The sequence below is a fragment of the Pedobacter sp. 05L430 genome (assembly GCF_056397585.1).
Map to the genome: position 1 here is coordinate 14,952 of NZ_JBFTNT010000083.1, position 13,710 is coordinate 28,661.

General features: G+C 39.0%; 11 protein-coding genes. 3 read left to right on the forward strand and 8 right to left on the reverse strand.

What is annotated here, in order from left to right; all coding sequences use genetic code 11:
• Window positions 1–451 precede the first annotated feature (451 nt).
• Window positions 452–1,189 (forward strand): class I SAM-dependent methyltransferase, encoded by a 738-nt coding sequence (locus AC1DG9_RS13320; protein ID WP_477634737.1) that lies wholly within the window; start codon window positions 452–454, stop codon window positions 1,187–1,189.
• Window positions 1,190–1,473: 284 nt separating this feature from the next.
• Here the strand turns inward: AC1DG9_RS13320 and AC1DG9_RS13325 are convergent, their stop codons facing one another.
• The gene (locus tag AC1DG9_RS13325; protein ID WP_288882607.1) at window positions 1,474–2,064 is read right to left on the reverse strand and encodes an RNA polymerase sigma factor; all 591 of its coding nucleotides are present in this window, start codon (window positions 2,062–2,064) and stop codon (window positions 1,474–1,476) included.
• A 544-nt stretch (window positions 2,065–2,608) separates the two neighbouring features.
• Between AC1DG9_RS13325 and AC1DG9_RS13330 the strand changes: the two genes are divergently transcribed.
• Entirely contained in the window at window positions 2,609–3,886 is a 1,278-nt protein-coding gene (locus AC1DG9_RS13330; RefSeq protein ID WP_337717424.1) for a hypothetical protein, read from the forward strand.
• Window positions 3,887–4,066: 180 nt separating this feature from the next.
• Here AC1DG9_RS13330 and AC1DG9_RS13335 read toward each other — a convergent pair whose 3' ends face one another.
• From AC1DG9_RS13335 to AC1DG9_RS13365, 7 genes are all read right to left on the reverse strand, one after another.
• On the reverse strand, window positions 4,067–5,014 hold the full coding sequence (locus tag AC1DG9_RS13335) for a nitrilase family protein (protein ID WP_288882604.1): 948 nt from the start codon (window positions 5,012–5,014) through the stop codon (window positions 4,067–4,069).
• A gap of 65 nt (window positions 5,015–5,079) precedes the next feature.
• Window positions 5,080–5,883, reverse strand: a complete 804-nt coding sequence (locus tag AC1DG9_RS13340) for an AraC family transcriptional regulator (protein ID WP_288882602.1) — start codon at window positions 5,881–5,883, stop codon at window positions 5,080–5,082.
• Window positions 5,884–6,056: 173 nt separating this feature from the next.
• Entirely contained in the window at window positions 6,057–6,914 is an 858-nt protein-coding gene (locus tag AC1DG9_RS13345; protein ID WP_337717426.1) for a hypothetical protein, read from the reverse strand.
• Window positions 6,915–7,043: 129 nt separating this feature from the next.
• The gene (locus tag AC1DG9_RS13350; RefSeq protein ID WP_288882600.1) at window positions 7,044–7,586 is read right to left on the reverse strand and encodes a histidine phosphatase family protein; all 543 of its coding nucleotides are present in this window, start codon (window positions 7,584–7,586) and stop codon (window positions 7,044–7,046) included.
• 316 nt (window positions 7,587–7,902) lie between these two features.
• The gene (locus tag AC1DG9_RS13355; protein WP_288882599.1) at window positions 7,903–8,685 is read right to left on the reverse strand and encodes a hypothetical protein; all 783 of its coding nucleotides are present in this window, start codon (window positions 8,683–8,685) and stop codon (window positions 7,903–7,905) included.
• Window positions 8,686–8,774: 89 nt separating this feature from the next.
• Window positions 8,775–9,404: a response regulator gene (locus AC1DG9_RS13360; RefSeq protein ID WP_288882598.1), complete on the reverse strand. Its 630-nt coding sequence runs from the start codon at window positions 9,402–9,404 to the stop codon at window positions 8,775–8,777.
• Window positions 9,405–9,477: 73 nt separating this feature from the next.
• Complete coding sequence (locus AC1DG9_RS13365) at window positions 9,478–12,486, reverse strand: sensor histidine kinase (protein WP_288882597.1); 3,009 nt, start codon at window positions 12,484–12,486, stop codon at window positions 9,478–9,480.
• A gap of 268 nt (window positions 12,487–12,754) precedes the next feature.
• Here AC1DG9_RS13365 and AC1DG9_RS13370 point away from each other — a divergent pair, with 268 nt between their 5' ends.
• Window positions 12,755–13,261 (forward strand): hypothetical protein, encoded by a 507-nt coding sequence (locus AC1DG9_RS13370; protein WP_337717428.1) that lies wholly within the window; start codon window positions 12,755–12,757, stop codon window positions 13,259–13,261.
• Window positions 13,262–13,710 lie beyond the last annotated feature (449 nt).

Sequence of the window (13,710 nt, forward strand, 5' to 3'; positions counted from 1 at the left end):
TAGCTGGCTTTGCACTGCACAAAGGTAGCCTAGGGTTAAAGTGGGGGCAATAACATCTTAATGTGATTTTCAGGGCTAATTAATTCGTCTTTTGATCGCTATTCTTTAAAAAACAAGTGCGTAAATCGGATCGCAATCTTTAATTCTCCAATGCATTGTTAGCAGGTTGACCGGGATTTTATACGCTGTGCTTCTAATCTAGTCTAACTCAGTGCAAATGATAATCACTTTTTGATCCTTTCAAAACTTATTGGCGATTGCTTTTCCAGAATAGATTCACGCAGGCATACAATCACATTTATATGCGATTGTCTCATATTGCCACCCATTTTAATTTTGGGGAATAATCGGCTTTGGAAAACAGCTAGTCTTTTTTACCAATTCCTGAACGATTCAACATCCAGAATCGCGTCTGTATCAATCCCGAAAAATCATTGAAAATACCTAATAAATGAAAGCAGAAACAATCAATAATGAAAAGGCCATAGATACCCTAAAAGTGATCATCGCAAATGGCGGCCCCTTAGAAAACGACTACTCAGACTTAGAAATGAGTTTAGCCACACTTGCACTGGCAGATCCTAGGGACGGTGAGCTTGCCCTTAAAATGGCACCGCTAATAAGCTCATGTGGATTCCTGTTTGACAAAGTCTCCCTGATGGGGCATATTCGAACCAAACCCTCTTCATTGACGCTTTTAGACATCGCAAGCGGACCTGCAAGAGATCTTTTTGAAGTGTATCAGGACTTAAATTATGGTAAGCATCTGCTGAGCACCTGTGTGGAAATGGATAACAAGGCTATCGAATATGCAACTTTGCTCACCGCGCCATTCTCTGACAAAATTACTTTTATCAATAAGAATATCTTTCGCTTCAGTACCACAGAGCAATATGATTTGGTGTGGTCTGCTGGCTTATTTGATTACTTTGATGATAAAGCCTTTGTCAGGTTGCTGAAAGGGTTTGGAAAATGGGTTAATCCAGGTGGTGAAATCGTGATTGGAAATTTCAATGATGAATACAATCCGAGTCGAGTATTTATGGAGTTGTTTGGGGAATGGCACCTTAATCACAGAAGTGAGCATGATCTTATTGGTTTAGCACTGGAGGCGGGTTATCTCAATGAGCAGATCAGTGTTGGGAGAGAGCCTGAAAACATCAATCTTTTTCTTCACATCAGATGTTAAATCGTACAGCCGGATTTAATCCGGCTGTTTTCTATCATTTAAAGGTTTTACTGGAATTTTGTCCATTTTACCAGCTCAGTGACAATAAAAAAAGTAATGCAATTTTAGTCTTAAGAATAACGGATCACTTCATGAGCCTTTCTGTGGTATGATCGTTAGGTGAAAGTTCTACTTGACTCAAACCAGGGGTGCATGTAATTAGTTTTCGTGCTCAGCGCGGCCATCACCCTTAATCCCTGAATGCCGGGTGCCTATGGTGTAGGTTGTTCGGTAGTTAATAGCTTTCAGGCCAAATTATCGAGTATGCTTTTAGGCGTGCTTTTGGCGTAAATACTTTTTTTCAGACCTGAAGACAGGGCCTCACGCAACGCTTTTCTGGCCCTGGTTACCCTGACCTTAGACAAAACCTCGCTGATGCCAAGATTTTCTGCTATTTCTTTATGAGAGAATCCTTCAATTGCAAATAAATTAAAGGGCCCTCTAAGACAGCCTGGTAGATTCTGTAATGCCATTAACAGGTATTCCGTATCGGTACTGTTGGTAGAATAATATCCAGGTAAATTAATAGCTTCTTCCATTGGCTGGGTCGGTATACGCCTTTGGTTTTGCTGATAAACATTAATTGCACAGTTGATCATTATCCTTCTTATCCATCCCTCAAAAGATCCCGATGCATTGTAACTGGAGATCCTGTCAAAAACTTTTTTAAAGCCCAGCATTAAAATATCTTCTGCCTCCATAGTATCGGAGGCATACCTACTTGTTAGTGCCATCATTTTTTGGGAGTAGGCATTAAATATCTCCTGCTGTGCCCTTGGGTTACCCTGGATGCACTCCGTAATTAGCTTGTCCTGGAAAGTTATTGAACTGATCATGCTTTTTGATTTACCTTGTCTGTCGGTTTAACCACTTTAATTATGGTCGATGCAAAACTACCCCACATCAAATTTCTGGTCAATCACATGTTTGTGGGTTTTTTCAAAAAAAAGTGATGAGTAACTTCCTGATTGACATCTGTTTGTGGTTGTGCAAATCCTGTCAGGAGGCACGATGGACTGTTTCAAATCCGGATGCCAGTAGGACCGCGCCCTGGTTGTAAAATCATGCGATAAATAGGCAGACCTACTAGAGTTACAAGGAGAGCTATTCTTCATTTTTTGTTTTGGCCTGGCTGTTGGGGTCAGCAGGAGCTCGCCGCTGTAAGCTGCAAACAAAAATCCTGAAAGTAGACTGGGAATGACTTTTACCGGATTGTTTCTCTGACTTCCATAGGCATTTCGTTTTGCATAAATCACATCAACATGTGGTGGCCTGTAGTTTCCTGTTTAGTTAGTTTTGTTCAGTGAATTCAACCATGATTCATCCCAGTATTAATCCCATTGAAAATGAATGTCAGGAGTTCCTTTAACATAAACAATAATGAAAAAAAATCTTTTTATGCTCACATTAGTCCTGATTGTTTTCTCCTGCAAGAAAAATGGTCAGAAGCCAGAAACTGATCATGCACAACCTGTAAAACGAGACATCGGCATCCCGATAACCGGACGTTCCGCTGTTACAAAGACTATTGGTATTGATGGCGGATCAGTAAGCGCAGATGATGGTCTACTTTCAGTTATCGTTCCGGCCGGTGCGCTACAAGAGGCGATAGATGTCAGTATTCAGGCCATTGAAAATACACTGCCTGGTAGCCAGGGTCCTGCCTACAGACTTCTCCCAGAAGGTACCGTATTTAAAAAGCCAGTCACCATCCGAATTTCCTATGCAGAACTAAACCTGGAAGGCACAGATCCGGCATTGTTGAGGCTCACTTATCAAGATGCTGAAGGATATTATTACCTGCCTGGGACTTCAACCATAGACAATGTTGCCAAAACGGTAAGCACGGAGTCAAACCATTTTAGCAACTGGACCGTTTTTGAATGTTATAAGCTTACTGCACCAAATAGCGTGTTACCTGGTCGCACAGCGGACCTGAAAATAAGAACCTATATTCCTATTGGCCCTTTAGCTAAAAATCCGGATAAGGTGCTTGGTGATTATATCGAAACAGATGACAATGACCCCATTTTATCTTCAGCACTTTGGCGGTTGTCTGGGGAGGGGACGATCACGCCTTATGAAAAGGGGTGTGCCTATCTAGCACCTTCTTCAGTTCCAAACCAGAATCCGGTAACAGTGAGTGTGGAACTAACCGGGAACTTCTTTGGATCGGGATCCAGTAAAGTGCAAAAACTTATACTGTTAAAGCCGATTGCCATCGAAGGAAGTGAGAACTTCACCATCAACCTGGATGGTGTGTCTACACGTGTAACCCAAGGCGTATTTTTTACAATGGGAGATGCACTTTACATTAGTGGAAACATGAATGACAGACAATTTCATATCAGGATTTCAGCAAAAAGAACTGGCAGTTTTCCATTTAAACTCCAGTCAGCTGCAAATGCTGCAGATATAAGCCTGGTTTCTCAAGCAGATTTGCTTGATTACATGAGTTCTTTCAGGACTGCCTGCAATGAAACCGAACCCTCCTTTATTTTTTCACCGGGTCAGGTTGAAATTTCAAAATATCCAGCTCAACCGGGAGAATTTTTGCAGGGGATAGTATCCGGGGCAACACTTTATACCGGGGGTAACTATTGTTCCTCACCAAAAACTGTAAAATTAAACGCGTCCTTTAAGATTTTGATGAGATAGATGTGCATTACTCAGTGATACTTGTAGTGATGCGCTTCGCTGATTGTGAAGCGCATCATTATAAAAACATATAGAAATCGGGCCCTTATGTTTATTCAAGAGCTGGATTTTTACTTCAATATCTACAAATCAAATGAGTGTGAGTCTCAAGTTCCGCTTCCAGAGAAATAACAATAGATATCATTTTTTTAACCAGGCTACTTTCTGGTTTGAAATATGTGCGGACCCGATTATCTCTTTGTAGAGCTCGGGTCTTCTTGCATTTTTATAACGGTAACCACCGCTAGATTCTAGTATACCTTTATTCAAGGTTGCAATGACAAATTCATTTTTAAGAGATCTGCATTCAGCAACAGTTTCTCCAAAAGGGTTCAGGATCATTGAACATCCGTTTTTTAGCTGGTCATCATCCATGCCTATTGGATTAGAAAATACCGCATATATGCCATTGTCATACGCGCGGGCTGGCAGCCATTTCATTAACCAGTTTCTGCCCTTATCGCCATCAAATTCTTTTCTAAGCAATTCGGCATTTTTTTCTTTTTTAATCCAAAGCGCTGGATCAACAAAACCTGCACCGGGACGGGGAGAAGGGGTACACATGGTTACGTGAGGCATAAAAATAATCTCCGCACCCAGCAGTGTGGTAGCCCGTACATTTTCGATTACATTATTATCATAACATATTAAGATACCACACTTCCAGTCTTTAATTTCAAATACAGTGTATTGATTCCCGGCTGTTAGAAAAGAGCTGATGAATGGATGAAGTTTACGATGTTTTGCCTTGAGTCCGGTTCCATCCACGCAGACATATGCCTTAAACATATTGTCCTGATCATCCTTTTCGAAAAGACCCGCAAGAATAGTCATGTTATATTTTTTTGCCATCTCAATAAGAAGGCTTACTGAAGGCCCATCAGGTATAAATTCAGATAATTCCAGCATTTCTTCGCGACTGAGTTTTCTTGCGAAGGAATACCCAGTTACTGAACACTCGTGGAATGCAATAACTTCAGCGCCGGATTCAGCCGCATTTTTGACCATACCTTCGATGATTGAAAGGTTATAGTTTTTATCGCCACTCGCATTTTCAAATTGAGCAGTAGCTATTTTTAGATTTCCCATATTCTTTTAGTACAAATTTATGCTGAAGAATATGCTTAGTATTGGAAGTTTCCGACAATAATAATTTATTTATGCTGAACAAACAGATTCATTGCCAGAGGATCTGATAAGGTTAGATATTTTGATGGGGAAGTTCCCGTTAGTGCTTTAAAACTATTATTCAGGTGTGCCTGATCATAAAATCCAGCTTCGAGTGCAGCCTGAGCCAGTGAGAACGGTTTTTCAGGATTTCTAAGCAGTTTTAAAAAATGATTTATCCGGAGAATTCCGTTTAGTTTTCTTGGGGATATGCCGATGTAATGATCAAATTTCCGTTCAAGTTGCCGCTCACTAATAGATAAATAGTGAAGTAGGTCGACAATTTTTGTATTCCCGCTGCTTTGCTGCATCCAGTTAAGGCTTTTGTTCAGGATACTTTCTGTAGCTGGTAAGGGGGGCGAAATTCTTAAGAAAAAATCTTCTAATAAACCGATGGTTTCAACCAGGTTACGACTTTCCTTAACAGCCTCCTGTATCGGATGGGTAAGGTTTCCAAATAAGTCCCTAAATGAAAAGAAACTGTTTTTTAGCTTTTTGGATGGAATTCCCGTTAATAAACTAAGGGTATAGGGCTGAAGAACAATAATTACCGTACCGCAAACCGGTGGGGGTGGAATATTGACGAAATGCTCCATCAATCCGTAAGCGACAAATTCACCTTTTTCTAATTTTCTATTACCCAACAAAGGCAAAGCCGAATGGGCTAAGGGAATAACTATCCCCGGACTTCCATCAGAGAAAAACCGCATCGGTGAATCCGGCGCAGAGGGATAGTAAACTAAGAAATGCCTGATCAGATGTTCCAGGCCATTTGATGGGGCTATTTGCATACCGTAACAACTAAAAAGGTTATGTGAATAAATTCAGGAAGAAGCCTTTTTATTCTTTTTCTATTTCCGCTTTGACTAAGGACTTTTTCCCCGTAAGCCCGGAGGAAACCTACAATTGTAAATATAAATATTTTAAAGCATTCCGGATTCTTCGGGTGCTTTAAAATTTAGGTTTAAGGTGTAATCCTGATGGTTATTGTTTTTGGAAGGGCATTAACCGTTCCTTTTTTGGCAACAAGGGTTATTGGATAGTCTCCGGAGCTGGCAAATTTTATTATTGGATGTTGTTCTGTTGTTTCTGCAGGTCCATCCGGTCCGAAGGTCCATTTCCAGCCGTCACTGTTAAGGGAGGTATTGACCAACTGGATTTCCTCCCCCACTATATAGGGATAGGGGTGGTAGGCCAGCATAAATCCTGACCGAGGATCATTAGATGCCATAACAGTTACGGTCTGCTGGTAAACTGCCGACCTTTTGTTTCCATTGATCGCTACCAGTTTTAAATTGTAATCTCCCGCATTATTTAAGATGATATTCGAAGGGGTTTTAGTGCTATAAATGGAATTATTGATTTCCCATTCATAAGTAATTGCGTTCTGGGAGTTATTCACCAATAGCAATGTGGCGGGAGCGTATGATTTATTATCCTTAAAGGAGACAGTAAAATGAGCCAGCGGGCTATCGTCGGGTGAAATAATTATTGTTTTCTTTATTAAGGATTTTTTATTTCCACTAAAGGCAGTAAGCAATACCTCATAGCTGCCCGGAAGTCTAAAGACAATCTTTCCAGGTAAGCGGTCGTTCCCGTAGGATCCGTTGCCAAAGTCCCATTTAAATCTGTCAGCATTGAGGGAGGAGTTGCTAAATACCAGCTCTGCTGGAGCAACCTGGAGACCTGTCCAATCAAAATCCGCAACAGGATCAATGTTGTTGATAATGGGATCTTCTATTTGATTAGGGGTCTTGCAGGATTGGAGGATCAACACAGAGCAGAGTGACAGAAGTCTCATCTTGGAAATTGATTTTTTCATGTTTAGGTTTTATTAGAAATTAATAGAGACGCAATAGTCTTGGTCAGACAATTGCCAATTATTAGTTGGTTCGAGGTGATTGTCCTTACTTATATTTAGTGTCGGTTTTTACTCGTGCTGATAACTTTGTTATTTTTTCGGTTTGTTTTCGAAAACAGAGACTCTTCCATATTCATTTGGCTTGAAATTATTTCCTGTAAATCCCCGCCTGATAAGTTCTTTCTCTATCACTTGCATTACAAACCAATGACTGACAATTAATGTGTTATTTTTATCTTTCCTGATTAATTTGTCGACAAAGCCAATTAACCCGTCTTTGAATTTACGTGTGTCATTGTTGGATATAAAAAAATTAACACGAACAATAATTCCCCATATTATAAACGGCAATTTTAATCTGTTGGATAAACGGCCTAATATTTCCAGTTCTTTTAACTCCTTGACCTCTAAAATTTCCCCAGGGTAGATGTGACTTGCAGTTTTCAATGCCCTGATCATTGGACTTGAATAACAGCGCTCCCAATTTATTTGCAATAGGTCAACTTTTTTATATTCAATATTTATGTTGTTATCATACTCATTAAACCAATTTATTACTTCTGATTTTGAAAGCAATGTTTTTTTTGGGAAGGGGTGTTTTACTTTAAAGTGTCTAACTAAACCTATTTTCATTTTGTATTGAATATCGTTTTGCAATAGCTTGTAAACAAATAATTGAGCCTTTTATTAAGGTTTGTTTCCATCGTTTGTATCGCAAATTTATCGTTGCAGGATGTTTAGTGCAATAACATAATGATGTGGTTTATTTCTGTTAATATTTATCTCAGAACAATTGTAAATCACATCTGAATTGTTCTATTTCAATCTCATCCGGTTAAGGGAGGTGTTGATGAACTAAGATTGGTGAAGCAGTGCCAAGTAAAGTATTCACTGGACACTGTATCAATGTTCTCCGCAGAAATTTTTCATTGAGAACAGCGCGCGTTAATTAGTAGCTCTGATAAGTAAATGTGACTTGTAATTCCCTGGTTGTTGAGCCAATGAAACTTCTCTTGACTGGGTATTTTTCCGAATTGTACTCATACTCATAACGCCTGTCACTGTTTGCTGTAGGGTTATTGTAATCAGTGTAACGTACCCGCATGACATTGTTCTTGCTTAGGCCTTGTGCCTGTTGATTTTTGCCAGGGTTACCTTTGTAGGGGTTTAATTCAATATCATAAAGGTACTCAGACAAATTCTGGATAACACCATTCATTGAATAGGTTTTAGTTGCGGTCAGATTTTCACCTAAGTAGGTGAAAATCTCGTAATACATTGAATTGTTCATGTTGGAAAATGTTGTCATCTTTGATAGCAAATTTCCGCTATACTCGAGGGTTCTCGAAAACGAAAGGGAGGGGGTGCCAATTTCGTCATATTCCATGTAATCCATCTTAACCAGACGATCGTTCGCATGAAAATAATTGATTCTTGCAATTCTTCTGGTGTCACTGCTGATGATTGAATATTCAAGTACTTTGCTTGCATAAAAATATTCCTGGATGATGTTAAGTCCAGTTGTCTCATCCTTGCTTACTTCTTTTTTTAGTAAACCATTATCATTGTAACTACTGGTCTCTAGGATGTAGTGGCCATTTGGATTTAATGTACGTGTGGTATGTAGTCTGGTTTTGGTACTGGGCTTAGGGTCAGGAATAGGTTCGTTTGACGATTTCTTGCATCCGAAAAGCAATGCTGCTACCAGCAGCATAAATGTAATTTTTTTCATTCTTATTAGATCTTTATTTTACAAGACCCCTCTAAATAACAAAAGGTTACAAGACGTAGATATATTTATCAACTTGTACAACCGTTGTACTATAGATTAGCTCGCAGTGTCTTTGCAACTGCTTCACTTTTAGAATTTACCTGGAGCTTATCATAAATTTTTTTGATATGTGAACGCACTGTGTCCATAGATATAAAAAGCTTGTCTGCAATGAGTTTGTAGCTATAACCATCTACCAGTAGGTTCAATACTTCTTGCTCCCGGGCAGAAAGATTGAAGGTTTCGGTTTTTGATTTATGATTTTCAGCGAACATGTTAAGAACCTGGGTGGCAATCGAGGAAGTCATCGGGGCACCACCATTAAGTGCATCCTCAATAAACTCAATTAATCTCGCAGGTGGCGTTTTTTTTAAGATATAACCGTTTGCTCCTGATCGAATGGCTTCAAAGACATTCTGATTGTCATCAAATACAGTTAGCATCAGAACTTTACACTGAAAACCTTTGGCGCGCAAAAGCTTTAAACCTTCAATTCCATTCATAAATGGCATGTCGATATCCATTAGAATCAAATCTGGGTTAGTTTGCTTAACCTCTTCCAAAATATTCGTGCAGTCACCATAGGCTCCTAAAAGCTCATAGCCGGGGGTGCCGTTTAGCAAGATGAATAATACTTCCCTTAGCTGGGTATTATCCTCATATAATAATATCCTGATCATAGTTTCTGCAATTTGTTAATATTTTTTTAACCTTACAATCGCATATTTATGTGGTTTATGTAATTACGGGGTTCTAAACCGAAACTTTCAATACAATCCTGGTCCCTTCCCCCGGGGCAGACTGGATATCTATCGAGCCTTTTAGCATATCGCTTCTTTTGCGCATGTTCATGAGCCCGTTCCCTCGTGAATGACTTTTTAAGTCAAACCCCTTTCCATTGTCAAAAATACTTAAGGTAATCTGAACGCCTTCGTAACGAATGCTTATTCCCACCAAGGTTGCCTCTGAGTATTTTGAAATATTATTTAACGCCTCTTTGAATATCAAAAACAGGTTTCGCCGGCTTTCCATGCCAAGTTTTATATGTTTAATATTATCATTGGCCTCAAAAGAATAACGAATGTTTTGTGGCTCGAGAATGCTTGCCGTATATTCTCGCATTCGGGCTGTGATTTTATGCAACTGGTCATTATCAGGCTTGATACTCCACACAATATCATCCATTGACTCCATCATTTGGGTGCTGTTTTTACCTATCCTCTGTAAATATTGTTTTGCCATTGAGTCTTCTTCAAGCCCTTGTCTGGCCACTTCACTCAGGATATTGATTGAGGTTAAAGTTGAGCCTACATCATCATGCAAATCCCGGGCAACTTTTTCCCTCAACCGATGTACTTCTAAAAGCCTTTTCAACCTCGCCTGGTAAAGTGTGTAAATACTAAAAAGGGCAATAAGGATCAGAATTACCACGAACCACCAGCTTTGATAAAATGCAGGAGAAATACTTATGCCAAGACTGGTAATATCAGAAAATTTACCTTCAGTGTTCTGGGAACGAACCATAAAATTGTATTCTCCAGGCTGTAAAGAAGCAAATGTTGCGCTGAGTCCAGTTTCAGATCTTATCCATTTTTCGCTTGCGCCCTCGAGTTTGTAAAAATATTTGAGTTCATTTCCTCCACCATAAGTAAGCGGCGCAAAAGAAATATTGATAAAATTTTCATCATGTTTTAACTTGATCCTTCCTTGCTTTCCGATGGAATCCATCGACAAATAATGATCGAAGAGCTTAAAGTCTGTGATGGTGACTTTTCTCACCGGAGGGGTGATGTTGAGTTTCACCGGGTCAAAAATAACGAAACTGGATTCTCCGCTGAATGCTATTTTACCGTCTGGTAATTTTAAACCTTGATTCATTAAATTTTCCATATTGGAGGTGTTCAGAAATCCTGCTTTTTTATCAAAAATCTGAAACTCGCCTGTGGTAGAATTGTACCTGCAGATACCGCCTATAGTAGCCATCCATAAGTGACCATTACCATCCGGAACAAGAGAAGTGACTACACCCTGAGGAAGTCCGTTTTGAGTATTAAATTGTTTGATTTTATGTGTTGCCAAATTGAAAAAATCAAGGCCAGACGAACAAGCTATGGCTAAGGTTGAGTCTCCCAAAAAGGCTATGTCAGATACCCTGTTTGTGGTCAGTCCACTTCCATCTTTTTTAGAAATAAGATGTGAACGAACTTTGCCAGAAATGACATCTAGCTCGAAAATGCCATTGCCGGCTGTGGCAACCCAGATGCTGCCTAAAGACCTGGACAAAATTCTGGTTATTGAACTTTTAAGATTGGCTACTAAGGTGAAATCACTCTCGTTTCTTCGGATAAGCAATCCGCCATGTGTTCCAAACCACATTTTTCCATAATTATCATTTGCGAGCGTTCTTATAGTTTGTCCTTTAAATGCAGAAGGGGTTAAAAACACAGATGCGTTTTTTTTAAAATCGAACTCAATCAATCGGCCTGCCTGACAGGCAAGGTAAAGTTTACCTGTTGAGATTTCCTGTTCAACTGCCCATACAAAACTGAAAAAATTATCACCTTTTGGGGTGTTTTTATAAATTGCGTTGATAAGGCTTTTCTCAAGAGCGAGATGCAAAGAACTATCGTACCTATAAACACTTATCTTCGATCCCCAGGAGCTTAAAATTAGTCTGCCATCACTAAGCGCGGTAATATCGCTTAATGGTGCAGTTCCAAAATCAGCAGTGGTAACCGCATTTCGGATATGGTCTCCAATGATTGACATGGTGTACAATCCATTGTCGGTAGCGACCCAGAGATTTTTGTCTCTGTCCCGGAAAATTTGAGTAATATTATTCACTTTAATACCGTAATCAAGATTGTCAGGATTGAAAAAAATCTCGAAGGATTTCGTCTTCTCTTCAAAGAGATTAAAGGTATCAATACCAAATCCCCAGATTAGCCCGTTTTGTTCACTAAACCCCGATAGCTCATTATAGTTGGACTTTGGATTGGGCATTGTAGATATTTTTCTTAACCCTGATAATGGAGTTCCAGGATCGAATAATAAAATGGTGTAAGGTTTGTCTAAAGGCCAGGTGTTAATAAAAAAACGGTCATGTGAATCAATCATAAAATGGGTAACATCCTTTACTGATTTCAAGGCACTTAAAGTGCTCATCTTTGTAGGATTATTGTTCGGAGTATAGAAAACCTTTTTTAAAGGGTCAAAATAGCCTATGCCAGCATATCCACTAACCCATATTTTCCCAGATTTGTCACGCTGAATGCCCGTTGGCTTCCAGCCATCCGGATAGTTGAGGATATTTACGTTTTTTTCAAAACAGTTTTTTCTTCGATTGTATGTTAATATCTCTTTACCAAATATGATCAGGTAAGTGTCCTTCCCATCTTTGAAAAGTTTGACGTTATTCTCTTCAAGTTCAGATACTGTAGAATTTATCGCCGATTCACTAAAGATAAATGTGCGTGTATCCAAAAGTCCAATCCGGTGGCCCATTCTAACAATCAGAACTGCGGAATCATCAGCAGGAAATATCTGATCTACGGGAAGGGATGGTATACCTTTGCCACTTCTTGTACTGATCCGCCTGAAGCGATATCCATCATAACGTTGAAGGCCGTTCTGGGTACCTACCCAAATGAAACCATCAGCTGACTGCGAGACGCAATTCACAAAATTAGTGGAAAGTCCATTGGAAATGCGGTTGAATGAAATTTCAAGTGCTTTGGATTGGCTCGTGCTTACTAAAAGCAAAAATAAGTGAAAGACAAGTCTCAAAGTCGAGCGCACCATAAATGACTTAATTAGTTAATTCAAAAGTGCGCTTTTAAAGATTAAACTGCAAACTGTCAAAAGTGCCCGGATAATATTTTTTGTGATTAAAAAGAATGATTTATGCCTTACAAGCCATGGTTTGATAGTTTTTAGTTAACTAAAAATGATGTACCCAAGCGAAAAATCACCCGAACATGTGATTGTCCCTGGAAGAGAAGGCGGATATTTTTGTGTCAAAAAATATAATATGAAGCTAACTATTAATACACTACTCATTGGTATGCTGCTTTTCAGTGCAGCCTGTAAAAAAGACAAGGAGGAACAAGTACCAGACATAACGACACTTGCAAGTTTTTCTTACAGTACCTTTAATATTCTCAAGGATGCAGCAACTGATGTTGAAATTAGGGAAAATTTCGCCTACCTGACATTTACCAAACAAGGAAACCAGACTGGACTGCCTCATATTTCTTTTCAAATAGATGATTTTAAAGGAGTGGGAGAATATAACCTTTCTTCCGGCAAGATAACGGTTTATGCGGATGAAAAGGGGGATGAGTTTTATTGGAAGAATTTCCATAATCAGTTTAATGAAGAGTTCAAGGGTGAGGGTACAATAAAAGTGACTAGATGCGACACCCAGTTTATTGCCGAACTCAGCGGAAAACTTTTTCATGAAGAGGTTCAGGGATCTGAAGTAATCTTTAAAGAGACATCTTTTCAGGCCAAAACCAATCAAAAAATATTCAAATAATAAAGATGTATTTGATTCAAGAAATCATGCATCCGCTAAGTTTTTTGTAGTTCTTTGGATTGCCACGGATACAAAAACACCTATAAGCCATTCATCAGCAGCCATTATAGCTTTAACCTTTTTTAAGACTTCCTTATTTAGCAAAAGGGAAGTCTGCGGGTAAGCATTTAAGCTTAATAGAATCAGCGCAGAAAGCATCATTAATCTTTTATCATTTTTAAATTCTTTCTGGCAAAGAAAATGTTCTCAATGCATTGGTTACAACATTACAAGTCTTTATTTTAAAATGGTTTGGCCTTACGGGTATTAATGAAAATTAATGCCCAAGGCTTGTAACCAATAAACAAAATTGGTTGTCATCTATAGATAAACCAATCAACTTTTTAATCAATAGGATGGCTGGAAAAAGTAATCGTTTCTTAAAACCGGTCAAATACAAACACAAAAAA